Raw genomic sequence first — 19714 nt, forward strand, 5'->3', positions numbered from 1 at the left:
CGATGCATGACAACGAACGCCGATTATCCGATTATATCGATCAATTGAACGCCGAAAAAAAACCAAAAGACCATGAACATTCAGGGGCAGATCCCGAATTGCAAAAGCTGTTTCATACCGTCAGGCTCGTCCGCAGCCTCAGGGAGCCTGCCATGCCAGAGCGGGATTTTCCAGCCAAACTGGTCCATGCGGTCACCGATCAACTAGTGCAAACAAAACAAAAAAAGAAAAAACGGGCCTGGATGGCCAGCATCGCCAGCATCGCGGCTATGTTGGCCCTATCGCTGCTGATCCATTTCGCTTCACTCTTTGACCATCCCAACATTGTAAAGGCGATGGAAAAAGCCTTTCAAGACGTCAACGCCTACCATGGATTTCTGGAAATTGTCGAAACGAATGCCCAAGGCAAGACGACCACGCAAGCCAAATTGGAAATTTGGGCCGACAAACATGGACACTATTATATACAAGAACTGGAAGGTTCAAACAAAGGGCTGATTACCGTCAATAACGGGCAAACGAAATGGCAGATCCGGCCTTCCGAAAAACAAGTTCATCGATTTCCTGCCTTCCCTGATCCGTATCGTTTTGCCTTTGAACTCGGAAACGAAATCAAAGGGATCAAACAAGCCATATCAACGAACATCGTCGGGGAAGAAAAGGCAGCCAACCGTCCATCTTGGATTGTCGAAGTCACCCCACAAGGAGGGAAGCCTTATCGGATATGGATTGATAAAGAAACCCGTCTTCCGTTGCAAAAACAATATGCGATGCAGCATGGGATCCAATACAAAATGACGTACACAAAAATCGAATGGAACCATGCTATCCCTAAAAAACTGCTGACTTATCATGTACCAAAAGGGTTTCAGGAAATCAACCAAAACCCGGAACAAATCGTCACTAGCCTCAGTGAAGTAAAGGAGGCCATCGGATTTCTGCCTGACGTGATCAACCAGATTCCAACCGGCTATGTCCAAGACCGCATCGCAGTCGTACCAGACAAAAAACTTGTCAAAATCTATTACCGAGCGCCGAACAAAGAGATCGTCATCATCCAAGGAAAAGCCACCGGCGAATGGAAACTTGCCCCAACCGCGATGGTAGGGAAAATCCATCACCAGACTGCTGAAATTCAATCGCCGATTGTGGAAGAGTCAGGCGTGCTCGGGGCAGGCGGACCGTATGCCGGCCTGACGAACCTCCATTCGATTCGCTGGCGGCAAAACGGGTTCGAATATGCTGTTATCGGCCATGCCTCTTTGGAGGACTTGATCGCATTCACTAAAGAGCTGACAAATGGAGCCTTTGAAATGCCTGCAAAAGAGGATCCATCCTCATTCAAGCCAAAAGTGAACGTTCCTGTTGACTTGGAACAAGAAAAGAACGATCAAAAAAGTGTTGATGCGGGCAGCTCGCCGTGGAAATTAGATCCTGTGTTTGTAGCCCAAGTATTTGTAAGCCTGCAAATGTCTCCTGAAGGCATTACCGGAGACTACCCGATTCGTTATGAAGACTTGCGCATCATTCAAAACAATGGCAAGGAAGCCATCGTGGAAGTGAACGCCCACAACGCGCCTATCAAGCGCGTGTACTTGAAACGGCTGATCCGACAAGACGCGACGGGAATATGGACAGTGATCGGGTATGATCCTGCTCCATAAGGTTCACAGAGATGAATACTGATCCTCCTCACTGCCTGCATCATGAAAAAAGGAGAACAGTCATCCCCTGTTCTCCTTTTTCTTCTTTCATTCCCATGCGCACATCCACTCCTCATCAAAAGCCCCCATGGATGTGTACACCCGAAACTCTGATAGCTTAATCTGTCGTTTACGTTGGGCGCCACAAGCATCCTCTGGTCCGTCACTGTCGCTTCTCTGGCGGCGAAACGGGCCGAATTGGCATCAAGCAACCGATGAGCGCCACCGCCGCACCGGCGAGGAAAAGATATGAAAACCCCATCGTCGCCAAGGCACCGACGCCGCTAAAAACGAGCATGTCGCATAGGCTATCGACGATCGATAAGAGTGAAATCGTTGTCGCACGCACATGCGACGGGATGAGGTCGTTCGACAATTGCGAATATACCGGGTAGCGCACCGCCCGCACAAAACGAAGCGCAACCATCGCCCCAACCAGTGAAAGAAGCCTATCACCGTAAAGCGCCACGACCACAAGCGCTAACACGCCAAGCACGCCGGTCGCATGCATAAGACCGATCCGCGAAAAATGCGTTGTCAGCCAACCGATGGATCTTGACACCGCAAAACTGAACACGGCGAGAGAGCCAAGCACAACGCCGATGAACGACACGGGGAGCCCGGCGTCGTACAACAGCTTGTCGCTAAAGTTTTCGAAAATCGCCGTCGTTGGTATAAAGACAAGCGTTACATTGAGAAACATCCAAAGCACTTCAGGCGCTTGAATGATCGCCCATATCCCTTCTTTCACTTGCGAAAGCGGCTTCCCTCGATACGCGCTGTGGCCCGGCGGGCTTTTCACTAAACACACGAGCGCGAGTCGCGCGCATTGAAATGCGACGCCCAAAACAAGGAGCAAGTTGAATTGCTCATTCGTCAAATCTTTGGCCACGAGTACCCCAACGACAAGCGCCGCCACCGTCACAGCAAATTGCGCCGACTGAATGACGCCCATCGCCCGATCCATCAAATGTTCCTCGTTCGACGATTTCAGCGACTCGTAAATAAGCGCCTCGTCCGCACCGCTGAAGCAAGAGGCGGCAAACCCGCTGAAAAAATTGCTCACGAAAAAGAGCCAAGGTTCACCCGCCCAAAGGAGCATCGCATGGCTTATGATGCTGAAAACACTTCCGAGCACAAACGCCCGTTTCGCCCCGTATCGGTCCGCGAGTATGCTCGTCGGCACTTCTCCGGCCAGAACACCGAGACTCCAGCAAAACATCACCGATAAAATCAGTGCCTCATCTAAACCGCGCGAAAAATAAAAGAGTGCGAGCACCGGCTGAATAAACTTCACGCTTCCAAACAAATCTGCCCAAAATAGCACGCGAATGTTATGGGCAGCCAGCGTTCCTTTCTTTATCATGTTGAATCCTCCTGCTTTCATGCGTACTCCGATGTCGTCAGCAAGCAGGAGTGAAAGGCGCTGATGGATTCGTTATCGATTCTTTCGTTGACTAATCAATCAGACACCGCTTTCCTCTTTTTCAGCGCACCGCTCCCCCCTGCTTGTGATCTTGAGAAGAAGATAAGAACGTGTTGCATAGTGAATATCCTCCTTTGTGTTGCTTTTCCTTTATCCTCGAGCCGCTTTGTACACATGCAGCACGATCGCACCGATCATCGTCACTCCGATCAATGACCATACATACACAATCGGTGAACCTGTTTGACTGAACACCACTTCGTTTTGCAGCTGGCCGACGCTCTCCCAAGCGTTGACGACGTCAGGTTGATACATCTTTGTTTTCCAGTACCCCCAACCAAGCGTTACTGCAAGATACACGATATGGGCAGCGAGCGAAATCACAAAAGCCTGGACCACCGTTTTTATCGAATATCCCTCCAACCATCAAACGCAGGCCGTTCTACTTTCGGATGCATCTTGGATTCAGCGGATCTGCCAGCTCATGGGTTTTTTGCATCATTTCCTTTTATTTTACCATGTTGACGAACCAATTCGCTAGACCGCCCCCGTCCTTTTTCCGGGTGGTTTCTCTCGAACAGGTGCACAATCCCCAAAAAAGAAGGGATACTCACCGAGTCGCCATTGGAGTAAGCTTAACGATAGCAGGCTTTCTTTTGACGTTGCGCCCCCATCCTAAAAGGCAGGTGAAAAACACCTTTTTCGCTCTGCTCGGGGCGCCCGGCAGGAACGGAAAACGGGTCTGATCGAATTGGAATCCGCCGACTTTTTCTTACACACCGGTCTCCTCAAGCATCGGCGCATTCGACAACGAAAAATGAATGAACATTCATTCTTTGTGGTATAATGGTGGCAGCATCTGCACACAAAAGGAGGAACGCTCGCCATGTGGATCCATAAAGTGATCAAAAAACGATTTGAAACCGAAACGGTCAACAATGTGCACATCGCCAAAGCGACCGCTTCATTTCAAGGTGTTCGGCTCACCGTCCGCTGCTTCATCGTTGACGGCGTCTTGATTGACACCGGCGCAAAATCGATGGAAAACGAATTTACCGCGTTTTTTCAACAACAAGACATCGACCAAGTCGTCATTACCCATTACCATGAAGACCATACCGGCTGCGCAGCGTTTTTGCAACAAACGATGGGATTGCCCATCTATATGAATGAGCCGATGATCGAGTATTGCCGGCAAAAGGCGGATTATCCGCTGTATCGGAAAATCTTTTGGGGAAAGCGCGACCCGTTTGCCGCCAAGCCCATCGGCGCCACGTTTTCCTCTCGAAACGCCACATGGAAGGTGATTCCGACGCCCGGCCATGCCATTGACCATGTCGTCTTTTTGAATCGCGAAACGGGACAGCTGTTCAGCGGCGACTTGTACTGCCAAGAGAAAACAAAAGTCATCTTGCGCGAGGAAAACATCCCGGCGATCATCACTTCCTTGCAACATGTGTTGACGTACGACTTCGGCGACGTCTTCTGCGCCCACGCCGGCTACCTCCCGAACGGGCGCGAGGCGCTGCAGCGGAAGCTGGACTATTTGCTTGAACTGCAAGGGACGATCATCAATTTATACGAAAACGGAACACCGCCCAAACAAATCCAGGCCATTTTATTTCCGAAAAAATACCCGATCGTCTTTTTCTCGGGCGGGGAGTGGGACTCGCTCCATATCATCCGGTCGGTCATTCAGGAATATGAAACGAAACAAGCAAGCTGAGGCGGGGCTGTCCGAAACAGCCACACGCGGCTTCGGGCAACTTTTTTTCGCCTGAGGCTATCATTTTTCTGTAGTTGCATCGCGCCGCTCGCCGCCGCCTGGCAGGTGATGATTCCCTATCCGCACTGTCTATGCTATGCTAATAAAAAAAGAGAAAAGGTGTTGGGTATGAAGCCATATATCGTTGTCGGGGCTGGCATTTTAGGCGCCTCCACCGCCTATCACCTGGCCACGGAAGGCGCCCAAGTCGTGATCATCGACCGTGGCGACAAAGGCCAGGCGACTGATGCGGCGGCGGGGATCGTCTGCCCTTGGCTGTCGCAGCGCCGCAACCAAAAATGGTATCGATTAGCGAAAGGCGGGGCAAAATTTTATCCTTCCCTTATTGAAGAGCTGGAATCATACGGGGAAACGGAAACCGGTTACGCACGCGTCGGGGCTCTATGGCTGCACACGGACGAACAGAAACTGGAACAGATGGAGGAGCGCGCTCTCAAACGGCGCGAAGACGCGCCGGAAATGGGAGAGATCGTGCGGCTTCATCCCCAAGAGGCGAAGGAGCTGTTTCCGCCGCTTGTTGGCGAGCATCATGCCCTTTATGTGAGCGGCGCCGCCCGAGTGAACGGTCGAGCGATGCGAGACGCCCTCATTAACGCTGCCCAAAAGCGCGGCGCCGCCTACATCCGCGGGAACGCCCAGCTTCTGTTTGAAGGTTCCCGCGTCATCGGCGTGGAAGCTGACGGGGCGAAATACGCTGCCGAAGCGGTCATCATCACGGCTGGCGCCTGGGCTGGACAATTACTGAAGCCGCTCGGCATCAACCTGCTCGTCACCCCACAAAAAGGGCAGCTCATTCACTTGGAACATCCAAAATACGACACATCCCATTGGCCAGTCGTCATGCCGCCGAACAATCAGTATATGCTCGCCTTCCCGAGGAGCCGGATCGTGATCGGAACTACACACGAAGATGAAGCGAGCATGGACATCCGCCCCACCGCCGGGGGAATGCACGAATTGTTGGACAAAGCGCTTGCGATTGCACCGGGCCTCTTCACCTGTACATACATCGAGACGCGAGTTGGGTTCCGCCCGCGCACGCCCGGGTTTCTCCCAATCTTTGGACCGCTTCCAGGCTGGTCTGGGGTGTATATCGCCAACGGCCTCGGCTCCTCAGGGCTCACCGTCGGCCCGTATTTAGGAAAAGAGCTGGCGAAACTCGTCATCGGCCTGCCGACGGAACTCGACCCCCGCGATTACGATGCGGCAAGCGCCGTCGCACCGATCGCTCAATGAGGGCGATCAGGAAACCAACAACCGACCTTCCACGATATGAAGAACAGCCAACGCAGCGGCTGATATCGCTTTCTCACCGCCAGGACAAAGCTGACCGTGTTTTGTCAGCTTTGTCCTTCATATTTTTTCAACTGTTCCGTCAGCTTGTGAAACAGCTCCATATCTTTACGGTCGAGCGCCTGGTCGATCTGCAGCTTCAACCTCGACACTTCGTGGCGTTTCAACGCCTCGTCAAGCACTTGCTCGGCCGCTTTCGCCATTTTTTCATGGCGCTCATGCCGCCTGACATTTTCAAACGCCCGCTGATCGATCAGACGAAGATAGGAAAAATTCCTCGACTTCCCCGGAAAGTGAAGCGTTAGGTAGAGCGGCTCATTCGGATGCAGCGCCAAATCGCCCATAATCGTGGCCAGGCTCGTGCTTTTTTGGCCGCGCCGATAAAACACAAGCCCCTCTTCCTCCGCCATCGCAGTTGAAATGATCAGCCACCGCGCCTGCTTTTGCTCGGTTTCCGTAAAATGCACATTCTCCAGCAGATGGGGGTGCTGAAGCAAATAATGGAGCACAAACCGGGCATCAGGATGCTTTAGACGATGCGTTTGCAAAAACGATGTTAAAAAACGGCGCTTTTCCAACGGCGACACCCACCTCATCGCACTGTCTCCTCCTCCCTATTTCCAAACCCTCCTTAATCGAGCTAACTCTTGTATATATCCCCAAAATGACACTGGAAACATGATCATTTGGTAAAACAGGCCAAAGGCGACAAAACCAATTCTATTTCTTCTGATCTTGAGATCCAATTTTCGGAACACCGATCTTTGATATCGATATAGAGCCCAATACGCGATCAACGTCAGCGGCACAACCAACAATGTCATCAGGCCAACAATGTAAGAATAACCGAAGAAGGTCAAAATTAATCCCGGTAACCAACATAAAGTATAGATGGTGTCTAAATAAAGGAGCAACAGATTCACCATCGTGAGGTATTTCACAAATAATTGCGGTTGCTGCCACGGTTTTACAACCTTCAATGCTTCGATCATTCCCCTTGCCCACCGAGATCGTTGTCTGCAAAAATGCACCCAAGAAGCCGGAACATCCGTAAATGCCATCGCATGAGGTTCAAAGTAAGTTCAAAGTAAATTCTCCATCCTTTTTTCTAGCAAATGCCAAGAAAGGACAATATCCTCTCCCATGGCATCAGGCCAACCGCCAACTTCTCTCATGGCCTCCGTCTTATATAAGCTATGCCCCTTGGGCCACCAAAGTTCCTCGGTATCATCCTTGCATTCGCTTCATCGAAGCCATATCAAGAAAATAATCCCATTAAGACGGACTCAAAGACAAATTGGCATTCAAAGGAACATCCCCCTCCCAATATGACCATCTCTTTGGAAATATCATGAATCAAATCCTTGCACCCGCTCAGATCAGAACGTAAAAAACAAAGCTGCTATCGTGGAATTAACTCCTTTTGCCTATCCAACTCAAAAGTGTATGAAACAATTGTATGATAACCTTTCATAAAAAAGCAATGGAGTCATTAACGCTTCCTAATTGTTGAAGAGGAATTTTACAGTGAAGATCATTTGTCTATGGATAATATAAACTTGGAGACACAAGACCCCAAATAAAAACAGCTGCCCTTCGTCTTCAGGCAGCTGTTTCTCACAGACGGCCAAGCGATCCCCAGCAGGCCGCAATTGGCATGGGCCTACGCCAACTGCAGCGCAAAGTGGCCATTCAATCCGAGCGCTTCCGCTGTAGACGCTTGCACTTGCCGCAAAAGCGATTCGTTTTTCATCAATGATTCGCCGTAGGACGGAATCATTTCTTTCACTTTCGATCGCCATTCTTTCATCTGCTCTGGGAAACATTTCTCGATGACTTCCAACATCACATGAACCGCCGTCGATGCGCCCGGCGACGCGCCAAGCAGCGCCGCGATCGAACCGTCAGCCGCATGGACGACCTCGGTGCCGAACTGCAATGTCCCTTTGCCGCCGGATTCCGTGTCTTTGATCACTTGCACGCGCTGACCAGCGACAACAATGTCCCATTCGTCACTTTTCGCCGTCGGGACGAATTCACGAAGCTCTTGCATGCGCTGTTCTTTGGACAACAGCACTTGCTGGATCAAATAGTTGGTCAAGGCCATATTTTTCACGCCCGCCGCCAAGATCGTCAATACGTTATGCGGCTTGATTGAAGTGAACAGGTCGAGCATCGAGCCGTTTTTCAAAAACTTCGGCGAAAAACCGGCAAACGGCCCAAACAGCAGCATCTTCTGATTGTCGATAAACCGTGTGTCCAGATGCGGAACCGACATCGGCGGCGCGCCGACTTTCGCTTTGCCGTACACTTTCGCGTGATGCTTTTCCACCACTTCCGGGTTGTTGCACACCATAAACAGTCCGCTGACCGGAAAGCCGCCAATACCTTTTCCTTCCGGAATGCCGGACTTTTGCAACAAGTGAAGGCTGCCTCCCCCGGCGCCGATGAAAACGAACTTCGCTGCATGCCGTTCGACAACGCCGCTGTCTAAATTCCGCACTTTCAGCTCCCACAAACCATCACTTGTCCGTTTGATATCTTCCACATGATGGCGGTAATGAATCTCCACGTTTTTCCGTTTTAAATGTTCAAACAGCTCACGCGTCAACGCTCCAAAGTTCACATCCGTCCCTGATTCGATTCGCGTCGCCGCCAGCGGCTCCGTCACTGTCCGATCTTCCATCATGAGCGGCACCCATTCGGCCAGCTTTTTCGGGTCATCGGAAAATTCCATGCCTTTAAACAGCGGATTGGCCGCCATCGTTTCATACCGCTTTTTCAAAAACGCCACATTGTCCGCGCCTTGCACGAAGCTCATATGCGGCAGCGGGCGAATGAACGTTTTCGGATCGCGAAGCACTCCGCTGTTCACCAAATGAGCCCAAAACTGCAAGGAAACATAAAACTGTTCATTGATTTTAATGGCTTTGCTGATGTCGATCGACCCGTCCGGCTTCTCCACCGTATAGTTCAGCTCACAAAGCGCCGCGTGCCCCGTCCCGGCGTTGTTCCACTCATTCGAGCTTTCCACGCCGGCTTCCTCCAACCTTTCAAACACCGTGATCTCCCACTCCGGCGCCAATTCCTTCAACAGCGTCCCCAATGTCGCACTCATAATGCCAGCGCCGATTAAGATCACATCGGTTTTTGCTTGTTTGTTGCCCATCATTACCATCCCTATCCATAGAATAGTCAAGAACATCGAGCGCTCGCTCGAAACAATTCCGTTGACACCCATTGATTTTGGGTGCGGTTACAAAATAATTATAACACAATAATCAAATAGTATAACATTATTATGGACAAACAAAAAAATATATTAATATACTGAACAATCCCCTGCTTTACAGCGGTTTCAACAACAAAAATCAACCATCTTCCTTTACATCAATTTTACAAAATCGTTGAATATTTCGCCACCATCTCGAGCAAAAAAATTTTTAGGGCGGTCATCATCCGTTCAAACATCCCCGTACATCCGGACGAGTGGCCAGCCCTCATCGGAAGAAAAAATTACCAAGCAAAACAGTCAAAAGTATACTCAAACAGGCGGGGCTATTATAAGTCCCCTCTAAAGGAGGACGAATGGGCGCGCTCGTTTATCCCATGCAAAATGATTTTCAGCTGCTATCCCGGGCAAAAAAGGCCGAGCGATCGGCCTTCTTTTCTTCTTCCGTTGTTTTCAAACACCGACCTATACTTCCTCCAACTGAACCTGCTTACAAATAATTTTTAGAAATGGCTCTTTATAATCAAAAAGGTATAAATATGAAAATGGTGAAACCCACTTAAATTTGCCTCTACATTTTCGAAGCGAATAATAGTGAACAAGCTATCAAAATGGATATCATCCCTTGACACTTCTAGTATCTCTTTTTTTAGTTTGTACTCCACAGCCAGGCAATCCTTAAAATGCAACGCCACTATTCTGTTTTCTTCCCTGTTTTCCTGTGTATCCCAATAATAGTCGATCGTGATAGAAAAATCTAACGGATTGTTCCATTTCATATCCGTTATAATACTATCCGTGAAATCAAAATGATCGTTGATTTCTCTATAATTGTTGGCGATGATCATTTTATTCACCTACTTTCCAAAAACATTTTTATATGGGCAACGCACTTCTCATGCGCACAAAATTCGTGCAAAATTTTTTCGGATTCTATCGTTTTTTTCGGGATTCCCAAAAAATGAAAAATGACCGCAAACGCGGTCATATCAAGGGTTTCAGCAACTTCAACCCGAGCCAATCGTATGTAGATGGCGGCCCCGAGAGGATTCGAACCTCCGACGCACGGTTTAGGAAACCGACGCTCTATCCACTGAGCTACGGGGCCGTGTTGGCTCTGCATTCGGCATTGGACGGATAAATAGGCGGGCTCCTGAAGCCGTTGCGGCGGGAGAGTGAATGAAAGTCAAGAAACATCGCTCCTACAGAGAACACGAGCAGCACGGTTTCCCCTTTTGACGCCGTGTTGTGCGCTCAACGTCGGCGACTCCGCTCTCTCGTTTACGGCGGGGAGACCGCATCTAGCTGCCAACGTACCGTCTATGAGACGTACAGCCTGTATTATAACGGTTTTTTGCTATGGTGGCAAGCTCTCTTTTATTCTTCCATCGCTCTCTTTGTCCGGCTCTACTCAGTCGCTTGTCCGTATCTCTCAGCTTGGCAAGCCATAGAGTCGATCATGCAGCTTCCTCATTTCGGGAAACCGCATGACCGACAATTTTACGGCGAAAGAACAGTCGGCAAAAGAACAAAGCTGTTTTGAACAGGAAGGTGGTAAATGTTTGGCTTCACATTCCTAACCGCACCCATTGGCGACCATGCTTTTTCACCAGCCGGCTCACAACCTGCACCTGTGATCCGTTCATTTTTTGAAATTCATCAAAACATAGAATGATAGAGTTCTACACCATCCGTTCAGGTCGTTACACACCGTTCTCTACGTTTGGGCTATAAGCTGTTCAATCGGTTTCTTTCAATCTTGATTGTATTATCCTTTCCCTCCAATACGTCTGCACGTTTGCTGCCGTAGAGGCGCAACTTGGGAGATCCTTTGACCGCTTTGATGGAGAGCCTCGACGTTCCCCGAGTTTGTTGTTTTTGGATATCCACACATTCGAGAAACTCATCCCAATACACAATCGCAATGACTTGATTAGAATCGTTCAACTGTCTCTGCGCGCAAATTTGCCGAATGAATAGTCGTGCAAGCAAAGTATTTGTTGGAAATAGACTTTCATTCATAAAAAACAGCGAAACATCGGTTTTGGCTCTCCTACATCCCTTACCTTACAATTATAAGTTCTTCGTTTCCTACTCCTCCCCCATCATCCCCACCACTTCCCGAAACACGGCTGATGGCTGTTGGCGGAGCAGTTCAGCAGCGATCGTTTTTCGCTTCGCGAGGACAGGCACTCGGAGGATGTGGGACATGAGATATGGCGCTCATTTCTCAAGCCGCTTATGTTCTATTCAGCTGCGAGGGCATCGTCCTTTGTTCGGTGCACGGTGCCGTGCGGGTGCTTGCGGGGCGCATAGATGGAATAGAGCTTGAGCGGGATCGTTCCGGTGTTGATGACATTGTGCCATGTTCCCGTTGGAACTATGATCGCGGAACCGGCACGTACGTTTTTCTCAAACGTCAGTTCATCTTTTCTCTTGCTCATTCGGGCGATTCCTTCCTTATGTTCAATGCAGAAAAGGACTTTTCCGTTCGAACTGCTGGCGAAAAAGTGCTACAATGGGGCCTTTCTATGAAACGAACACGTCGGCGAGCATTGATTTTTTATACCTAGATCGGGAGCAACATTTTCTCATGAATGTTTTTTGGCGAAATACCTCCGATGGGCTGGTGACGGCTGTGTTTTACCGGCCTTCTCATGCTAAGGAAAACTTGTCGATTCTTTGATGCTTTGCTACTCTATCCATAAGACATGAACTTCCTTGTCTGAGTGGTTGGCACATCCATCTTCCTTAAGCAGTCCGGTTCACGTCTCCTTTTTCGCTTGATTTCTGGTGTTAGTGGATCAGTTGGTTTACAGTAAATAACAAAAAGGGGAAAGAAGGTGTTTTTGTGAACCCGCCTAACAACCATTTCGTTTCTCTCGAAGAGTTTTACCAAATGAGAGAAAGTACAGATCGGATCTTAGAGTACATTGACGGCACTGTCTTTATGTCCCCATCCCCTTCTACCCAGCATCAACGAATTTCCGGACGATTGCACGCCAAATTATTCAATTTTTTAGAAGACAAGGATTGCGAAGTCTTTCACGCTCCGTTTGATATTGAACTGAAAAACGATAAAATAGATGGAACAAAAATCGTCATTCCGGACTTATCCGTCATATGTGATCAAAGCGGATTAATGGAAAACAAATTTGTCGGAGTACCGACACTGATCATTGAAATAGTAAGTCCATCGAATCAAGCGCACGATTTAGTGTTTAAACTCAATCTCTATATGCAGTACGGAGTCCAAGAATACTGGATCGTGAATCCAATGCTCAATACGGTGCAAATTTATTCCCTCAATGACGAAGCCCAATACGAGCAAACCGATGTATTAAGAGGAAAAGGAATGGCTCGATCACGAGTGTTAAAAGGTTTTGAAGTCAATGTAGAGGAACTTTTTAAGGCGTAAACATAAAATATCATTTTTTTGCCCGTTCTTTCAGAAAGTCTTCTCCCTTGTCGGAAAGAATGGGCTCCGTTTTTTCGAGACTCAGATTGTTTTTTCCTTCTCCGTGCATGCTCCTTCCTCCGAGCCGCCCCCCTTCTTTCCCTTTCGCTTCGCCTAGAAAGCTGGTGAAAAACGGTTGCTTCTCTTGAGCAATGGGGGAGCGTGTGAAAGGCGATACCGATGCGACAGAGCTTTTTCTATTTGAGAAACGAGGTCGGTAAGCGGCCTGCTTCCTTAAATCACCAGCCTTCTAGAATGGGAGATTCCTGCGAACCTCGAAGCATCGTGCGGATCTTTGTTAAGCAACAAGCCCGCTCCTCACTTTCAGGCGCGGAGGCGGGCTGTTGGTTCGGCCAAGTATGTGTGTTTACTTCCCGCAGCACTTTTTATACTTTTTCCCGCTGCCGCATGGACACGGGTCGTTGCGGCCGATTTTGGGCTCTTCCCGACGGTATGGAATGTTTTTTGGCAAAGGTGGATTTTGCAACAACGCTTGAAAATGGCGGTATCTTTGATCGGCGAGCGCCTTCCATTTTTCTAATTTCGGATGGTCGAGCCCTAGAATGGTATAATATCCGTAAGCGGTTTGTTCTACATCGATCAGCCCGGAATGCCCCCGTTTTTCCACTCTTTCTAAATATTCTTCCACTTCCGGAAGCGCTTCTTGATCCAGCTGGTGGCAAAGCGCCTCAAAGCAAAACGCGCGCATGTCATCATCGCGCAGCTCGGAAAACACTTCCCGCAATACACGGACGGCCTGCTTTGATTTAATGTTGGCGAGCACATGAATGGCCGAAAAGGCCGTTTCCTTTTGAAACGCATATGGGCGTACGGCTTCGATGACTTCGCCGTTTTGAAACGTCGACAACGCATAAACGACTTGATCGAGGAGCACATCGCCATCTTGTTGTTCCAACAGCGAGGCTAGTCTTGGAATATATTCGGTGGCGCCCATCAACGAAAGCGCATACACCGCCAAAATACCATCGTACGAAAACCATGGCTGCTGTTCATTTTTCATCCACGTGAGACTCACGTCTTCCTTTGTCAGCCACTCGCGCTCAACGAGAATGCGCACGACTTGCTTGGCGGCGGAAAACAAGTTCTGGTTAAACATCTCTTCCTGTTCCAAGCGGGAAAGCAACGAAAAGTAGTGGTCCCATACGTCGTCTTCCGCTCCCTCGGCCACAAGCCGGACAGCGCGTTGCCAAGACCGCGGGAAGTGGCGAAGCAGCTGCTGTCCGTAGGTTTCAAGTTGCGCAACCGAAAACGGGAAAAACCAGCGGACATACTTGGCTGCATCTTTGATGGTCAACAACTGTTCAAGCGCCCGATCGGTCAGCGGTTGTTTCGATACGCCGCGCAAAATCATGCTTCGCATGTCCTCGTCGGCAGTTGTGACGGCCTCGTCAATGAGACGCTCCACCCACGCAGCTGGAACGCCTGGATACTCCTCTATTGCGTAAAAGGCAAACTGACGGAGGAGAGGATCTTCACAAAATAAATACGGTTCGATCGTTTCTAAAAAGGACATGATCACACCCACCTTTTTCTTCCTTCGTCTCTGGTGCCAGCCGGACATCGATGTTCAGCTAGTCCCATGACGAATATTTTCCATTTTAACACTCTAACTGCAAAAACCGCAATGAAAACGATGGCCGTGACAGCGGTCGAAACGATGGCCATCGGCAACCAAATAGATGCCAAACGATGAATACAGGGGCATTTCTGTCATAGCTGTGCCCCCCCTTTATAATCATTGACAAAATCCCACCTGTTTGAAACTATCTTTTCTTCTCGTTAGCTTGCTTGTCTGATATACTAGAGAGAAAGGAGGTGAATGTTATGGAAGAAAAAACGATATTGGCGCAAATTTTGCAAGCGCTCGATTTGTACGCGACAGACATGCGCAAGCAGTTCGAAGCGCTCTATGAGAAATTTGACTCGCTCCAACAACAAGTCCAAGCGCTGAACGAACAGACGAACATGATGAACAAACGGATGGAAGACATGGAAAGACGCATGGAAGAGATGGACAAACGGATCGGAGAAATGGACAAGCGCATCGAAGAAATGGATGGGCGCATCGAGGAGATGGACGGACGGTTTGAGCGGCAAATCGCCCAGTTGGAGCGCACCGTGAACGAACGGTTCGAACGGCTCGAAGCGAAACTCGGTCACATCCACGTCGAACTGACTGAAACACAAGAGACTGTCGACTTCCACTCCGTCAAAATCGCCCAGCATGATCGAAAAATCCGCCATTTGCTTCACACCCGATAACATCTCCACTACCATCATGCCCCCGCTCTTCCATCAGGGCGGGGGCGCGCACATTAAGACAGTTCACAGGCAAGGTCGGCCGCTAAGGCGGCGTTGTTTTTCACTAAGGCGATGTTCGCTTTTAAGCTTTTCCCTTCGGTTAATGTTTTCACCCGGTCAAGCAAAAACGGGGTGATCGCTTTGCCGGTGATGCACTTTTCTTCCGCTTCCTTGAGCGCTTGTTCGATGATGGCGGTGATGTACGATTCCTCAAGCTCGTCTTCTGGCGGAACTGGATTGGCGACGACGATGCCGCCGGCTAAGCCGAGCGCCCATTTGGTTTCAATGAACGTGGCGATCTCTTTGGCGCTGTCTAAGCGGTAATCGACGCGAAACGGGCTTGTCCGCGAGTAAAACGCCGGCAGGACGTCCGTCTGATAGCCAAGAACCGGAACGCCGTGCGTCTCGAGGTACTCAAGCGTCAAGCCTAAATCCAAAATCGATTTCGCCCCGGCGCAGACGACTGCGACGTTTGTCCGCGCCAACTCTTGCAAGTCAGCCGAGATGTCCATCGTTCGCTCAGCGCCGCGGTGCACTCCGCCGATGCCGCCGGTCGCAAACACGCGAATCCCCGCCATCGCCGCGCAAATCATCGTCCCCGCCACGGTGGTCGCCCCGTGTTTCTTTTTGGCGACGACATACGGCAAGTCGCGGCGGCTCACTTTTTCAATGTCGCGGCTTGTGCCTAAAAATTCAAGCTCGTCATCCGTTAGCCCGATTTTGATTTTTCCATCGATGATGGCGATCGTCGCCGGTACAGCGCCGCGGTCGCGGATGATCCGCTCGACGTCTTTCGCCGTTTGCACGTTTTCCGGGTGCGGCATACCGTGGGAAATGATCGTTGATTCCAAGGCGACAATCGGCTTTTGTTCCGCTTTCGCCGCGGCCACTTCTTCGGAAAAAACAAGGATGTCGTTCATCATCATTGTCCTCCTTCGCGAAAATACTGTTCATGCGCTGCTCGCAACCGTTGTTCCGTCAGAGCGGGATTCACCGTTTCAGCCGTCTGCAGCGTCAATGCCGCGTTGCTCATCCCGAGGCGGCAGGCGTCTTCCACCGAATGTCCGTTCAGGACGCCGTACAAAAATCCGGCCGCGAACGCATCGCCCGCCCCGGTAGCGTCGATGACCTTGATGGCGGGAGCCGCGATCGCTCCCCTCTTCCCTTTCCTTGTCGCGTACACGACACCCTCGGCTCCACGCGTAATGACGATGGTTTCCACTCCGAAACGAAAAAGCGATTCGATCGCATCATCAAGATGCTGTTTCCCGGAAAGCGCCATGGCTTCCGCCTGATTCGTGACGAGCCACGTGACACCGGCGAGATCCGTCGGCAATCGCTTCACCTTGGGCACGGACACGGTCACGGCGCAAAGAGGGAGGCGTTCTCGGCGGCACTGCCCGATCACCCAAGAGATGACATCGGGCGGAAAATTCGTATCGAGCACGACAGCGGAAATTGGACCGAGCTCCCGCCATCGCTGCTTCAGCCATTCGCTTCGTACGGCATCATAAATGGTCATATCGGCCAAGGCGAGCGCCATCTCGCCGCGCTCATCAAGCACCGCTGTATACGCACCGGTGTTCGCTTCGGGGATTCGCGTGACCAGCCTTGTGTCAACATATGGACTCGTGGCATCAATGAGCCATTGCCCGTCATAATCAACGCCGACCACGCTGAGGAGGGCAACGTTTTGCCCGAGCCTCCCGAGATTTTCAGCGATGTTTCTCGCCACCCCGCCTGCAGTCTGCACGCTCGCGACAGGGTGGGACGTGCCGAGCTCAAGCGGCACAAGCAGCCGCGCTTTCCGATCGACATTCGCCCCGCCGATGCAGACGATGGCATCTTTCGTTCTCATGCCTTTCATCCTTTCGGGCGCATCCTTGCCAAAGCGGCGCCCTTGCTTCCTATTTTCCTTATTGTATCATACGGCGCCTGCCATGAAAAAAGAGAGCGCACCGCTTTCTATGATTTCGTCCTGGAACGTTTCCCAAAGCCGTTGTATGGTATAATACAGGAAACGACCATTCAAGAAAGGAGATTGTCATGTGGAACGAATTTAAAAAATTCGCCATCCGCGGCAATGTCATTGACTTGGCCGTCGGGGTCATCATCGGCGGGGCGTTTGGCAAAATCGTTTCCTCGCTCGTCAATGACATCATCATGCCGCTTGTCGGGTTGATTCTAGGCGGCATTGATTTCAGCAGCTTATCATGGAAAGTCGGCAAGGCGGAAATCAAATATGGCGCGTTTATCCAAACGGTTGTCGACTTTTTGATTATCGCCTTCTCGATTTTCCTGTTTGTCAAACTGATCAACACCTTATACGAACGGGTGAAAAAGCAAGAAGAAGTGAAGGAAACAGCGCCGACGCTGACAAAAGAAGAAGAGCTGCTCACCGAAATTCGCGATTTGTTAAAGCAGCAGCGGGAAACGATGTAAGCATCTGGAGGCCGGTGATGAAAGGAGCAGGTCGCTTTACCGCCAAGTCTCTCCATCGGAGAAACTTGGCGGCATCAGCTTCCCATTTCACGTGATCTGGAATCCTTACTAGCACGAAGCGGCACGGCCGGGCGAAGCCATATTGGCAGCGCCGATGCGGACGGCCGCTTCACAAAGTTCGGGGGAGTTCGGTCCTGCCGCTCTATCAAAGGAAATCATCCACCCTCAAGCGAACGAATCGCTAGGGTGGATGCTGTTCTTTTGCCGGCGCTGATCCTCCCGGCGCAAACCGCGTATAGCCAGGTCAATGATGGACGACGTCACTGATCAATATCGATTCGTTTCTGCCAAGAAACGCCTCACGGCTCATTGGACGTCAATGACGACATAGTCCCAGTACGTGTTTCCGAGAAAAACAAGCAACGCCCACGTCCCCGGTTCTCTCAGCTTCATATTGGACGGAATATGAGCGTCCGCCCCGTTGTTCGGCCCTCCCGGAACTCCCGTTGTCCAAACGCTTTTTCCATCTACGGTTAACGCAGGGGCAAGCTTGTGGCTTCCTTTTTTCACCGCCACGATCGTCACAGTCAAGTTCTCCTCGCTCGTTCCCAATCGGAAAGAAACATCCGCTTGTCTTGACGCCCGCTCATTGTCAAAGCAGCCAGTACGCCAGCGGTGCGGTGAGGATGAGCGTCAATACCGTCCGCTCGAACCAAATGACGAGCAGTTTCGGCAAACTGAGCGGAATCTCAGTGGATACAATGCATGGAATGACAGCGGAAAAGAACAAGATGGCAGAAACGGAAACAACGGCAATTATAAATTTTGTTACGAGCGGTGCTTCAGTGACAAGCAAGGCCGGCAAAAACATTTCGGCGATCTCGATGGCCGAGGCTTTCGCTGCCAACAACGGCTCCGGAATTTGCAAGAGAAGAGTAAACGGATAAAACAGATAGCCCAGCCAATCAAACAACGGCGTATATTCGGCGAGCAGCAGCCCGATCAACCCGACCGACATAATCGAAGGCAAAATGCCCATCGTCATGATAAAGCCATCGCGCAAGTTTTCCCATATGTTCGTCCCGATCCCTTTTGACTGCGCTACCGCCCTCATCGCTTCAGCCCAAGCTTGTTTCATATAGTTGCCTGTCACTTTTTGCTCGGGATCCCCCTTGCCGTCGTAGTATTCATCGCTCATGCGGCTTAGCGGCCACATCCGAGCGGTGAACGCTGTAACGGCAAACGTGACGAGAAAGGTCACCCAAAAATACGTATTCCATATCGACATTAATCCTAACGTTTTCGCGACAACCACCATAAATGTGACGGATACGGTGGAGAAGCCGGTAGCGATGATCGCCGCCTCTTTCACCGTATATTTGCCCTCTTTGAACACTTTGTTCGTGATCAAAAGACCGATGGAGTAGCTGCCGACAAAGGAGGCAACGGCATCGATGGCCGAGCGGCCCGGCGTTTTCCAAATCGGCCGCATGATCGGCTGCATCCACACACCGACGAATTCAAGCAGCCCGTAACCAACAAGAAGAGCGAGAAAAACCGAGCCAATCGGCACAAGCAAGCCGACGGAAACCACGAGCTTATCGTACAAAAACGGCCCCATATCCGGCTGAAACAGCCATGCCGGACCGATCCGAAACACAAGCATGACAGCCACGATCAATCCAAGTACTTTGAGAATGGAAAAAACAGCGGTGACCGCGTCTTTGTTCCACGTCTTACTATAGAACGGATAAACCGCTCCAAGGGCAATAACGATAAGCGCATAATACGGGACGAGTCCCGGAAACTGCGCGCGAATCCATGTCACAATATGATCGAGTAAAATCGACGATGTGCCGCCGATCGACACCGGGACGAAAAATACGAAAATGCCGATGGCGCTAAAGACGAAAAACTTCCATGCCCCGCTTGCCGGCGTTGGTGCCGGCGTGGATGGCGCCATGGTTGGATTCGCTCTCATTTCTCTCCACCCCCATTGTTCTTCTTACGCAAGACTGTGCAATCGGAAGCATCCCGCTTCCGGTCGCCAAAC

At 50.5% G+C, this 19714-nt stretch carries 17 protein-coding genes, 1 tRNA gene and 3 pseudogenes; 7 read left to right on the plus strand and 14 right to left on the minus strand.

The annotated features are described in order from the left end of the window. The first annotated feature begins 2 nt into the window (after positions 1-2). Complete coding sequence (locus N685_RS0116340) at positions 3-1664, plus strand: LolA family protein (protein ID WP_031410135.1); 1662 nt, start codon at positions 3-5, stop codon at positions 1662-1664. Between the two features lie 202 nt (positions 1665-1866). Here the strand turns inward: N685_RS0116340 and N685_RS0116345 are convergent, their stop codons facing one another. Continuing rightward, positions 1867-3069, minus strand: coding sequence for an MFS transporter (locus N685_RS0116345; protein WP_033842370.1), 1203 nt, complete (start codon positions 3067-3069; stop codon positions 1867-1869). A gap of 210 nt (positions 3070-3279) precedes the next feature. Continuing rightward, a complete protein-coding gene (locus N685_RS20125; protein ID WP_237746924.1) occupies positions 3280-3444 on the minus strand; it encodes a hypothetical protein in 165 nt (54 codons plus the stop codon). A gap of 571 nt (positions 3445-4015) precedes the next feature. Here N685_RS20125 and N685_RS0116360 point away from each other — a divergent pair. Then, positions 4016-4855: an MBL fold metallo-hydrolase gene (locus N685_RS0116360; RefSeq protein ID WP_031410141.1), complete on the plus strand. Its 840-nt coding sequence runs from the start codon at positions 4016-4018 to the stop codon at positions 4853-4855. A 168-nt stretch (positions 4856-5023) separates the two neighbouring features. Further along, entirely contained in the window at positions 5024-6151 is a 1128-nt protein-coding gene (locus N685_RS0116365; RefSeq protein ID WP_031410143.1) for an NAD(P)/FAD-dependent oxidoreductase, read from the plus strand. A 104-nt stretch (positions 6152-6255) separates the two neighbouring features. Here the strand turns inward: N685_RS0116365 and N685_RS0116370 are convergent, their stop codons facing one another. The 3 genes from N685_RS0116370 to N685_RS0116380 form a co-directional block, all read right to left on the minus strand. After that, a complete protein-coding gene (locus N685_RS0116370; protein ID WP_031410144.1) occupies positions 6256-6804 on the minus strand; it encodes a YpiB family protein in 549 nt (182 codons plus the stop codon). A gap of 18 nt (positions 6805-6822) precedes the next feature. Continuing rightward, complete coding sequence (locus tag N685_RS20285) at positions 6823-7200, minus strand: hypothetical protein (protein WP_407059687.1); 378 nt, start codon at positions 7198-7200, stop codon at positions 6823-6825. A 671-nt stretch (positions 7201-7871) separates the two neighbouring features. Beyond that, a complete protein-coding gene (locus N685_RS0116380; RefSeq protein WP_031410146.1) occupies positions 7872-9377 on the minus strand; it encodes a malate:quinone oxidoreductase in 1506 nt (501 codons plus the stop codon). A 290-nt stretch (positions 9378-9667) separates the two neighbouring features. Between N685_RS0116380 and N685_RS19235 the strand changes: the two are divergent. Then, positions 9668-9775, plus strand: a pseudogene (locus N685_RS19235) (type II toxin-antitoxin system HicA family toxin); the annotation flags it as partial. Between the two features lie 168 nt (positions 9776-9943). Here N685_RS19235 and N685_RS18510 read toward each other — a convergent pair. The 4 genes and pseudogenes from N685_RS18510 to N685_RS0116410 all read right to left on the minus strand — a co-directional run. After that, positions 9944-10288 carry a hypothetical protein gene (locus N685_RS18510; RefSeq protein ID WP_237746925.1) on the minus strand — a complete coding sequence of 115 codons (345 nt, stop codon included), beginning with the start codon at positions 10286-10288 and terminating at the stop codon, positions 9944-9946. Positions 10289-10472: 184 nt separating this feature from the next. Next, positions 10473-10548, minus strand: a tRNA-Arg gene (locus N685_RS0116395). 620 nt (positions 10549-11168) lie between these two features. Then, positions 11169-11405, minus strand: a pseudogene (locus N685_RS20130) (hypothetical protein); the annotation flags it as partial. A 281-nt stretch (positions 11406-11686) separates the two neighbouring features. Beyond that, positions 11687-11911, minus strand: a pseudogene (locus tag N685_RS0116410) (cupin domain-containing protein); the annotation flags it as partial. A 380-nt stretch (positions 11912-12291) separates the two neighbouring features. Here N685_RS0116410 and N685_RS0116420 point away from each other — a divergent pair. Beyond that, entirely contained in the window at positions 12292-12858 is a 567-nt protein-coding gene (locus N685_RS0116420; RefSeq protein ID WP_031410155.1) for a Uma2 family endonuclease, read from the plus strand. A 406-nt stretch (positions 12859-13264) separates the two neighbouring features. Here the strand turns inward: N685_RS0116420 and N685_RS0116430 are convergent, their stop codons facing one another. Next, the gene (locus tag N685_RS0116430) at positions 13265-14443 is read right to left on the minus strand and encodes an SEC-C metal-binding domain-containing protein (RefSeq protein WP_237746926.1); all 1179 of its coding nucleotides are present in this window, start codon (positions 14441-14443) and stop codon (positions 13265-13267) included. 299 nt (positions 14444-14742) lie between these two features. Between N685_RS0116430 and N685_RS0116435 the strand changes: the two genes are divergently transcribed. Beyond that, positions 14743-15180 carry a hypothetical protein gene (locus N685_RS0116435; RefSeq protein ID WP_031410158.1) on the plus strand — a complete coding sequence of 146 codons (438 nt, stop codon included), beginning with the start codon at positions 14743-14745 and terminating at the stop codon, positions 15178-15180. A gap of 53 nt (positions 15181-15233) precedes the next feature. On the opposite strand, the gene N685_RS0116440 is transcribed toward N685_RS0116435, so the two are convergent. Then, complete coding sequence (locus N685_RS0116440) at positions 15234-16139, minus strand: pseudouridine-5'-phosphate glycosidase (protein ID WP_031410160.1); 906 nt, start codon at positions 16137-16139, stop codon at positions 15234-15236. A gap of 2 nt (positions 16140-16141) precedes the next feature. Beyond that, on the minus strand, positions 16142-17077 hold the full coding sequence (locus N685_RS0116445) for a carbohydrate kinase family protein (RefSeq protein WP_031410162.1): 936 nt from the start codon (positions 17075-17077) through the stop codon (positions 16142-16144). Positions 17078-17265: 188 nt separating this feature from the next. Here N685_RS0116445 and mscL point away from each other — a divergent pair, with 188 nt between their 5' ends. Next, positions 17266-17661 carry a large conductance mechanosensitive channel protein MscL gene (mscL, locus tag N685_RS0116450; protein ID WP_031410164.1) on the plus strand — a complete coding sequence of 132 codons (396 nt, stop codon included), beginning with the start codon at positions 17266-17268 and terminating at the stop codon, positions 17659-17661. A 366-nt stretch (positions 17662-18027) separates the two neighbouring features. Here mscL and N685_RS0116455 read toward each other — a convergent pair whose 3' ends face one another. Next, on the minus strand, positions 18028-18246 hold the full coding sequence (locus tag N685_RS0116455; protein ID WP_237746927.1) for a DUF4871 domain-containing protein: 219 nt from the start codon (positions 18244-18246) through the stop codon (positions 18028-18030). A 67-nt stretch (positions 18247-18313) separates the two neighbouring features. Then, a complete protein-coding gene (locus N685_RS0116460) occupies positions 18314-19642 on the minus strand; it encodes a YjiH family protein (protein WP_031410167.1) in 1329 nt (442 codons plus the stop codon). Positions 19643-19714 lie beyond the last annotated feature (72 nt).

This window comes from Geobacillus vulcani PSS1 (assembly GCF_000733845.1).
In the GTDB taxonomy this organism is placed as follows: Bacteria; Bacillota; Bacilli; order Bacillales; family Anoxybacillaceae; genus Geobacillus; species Geobacillus vulcani.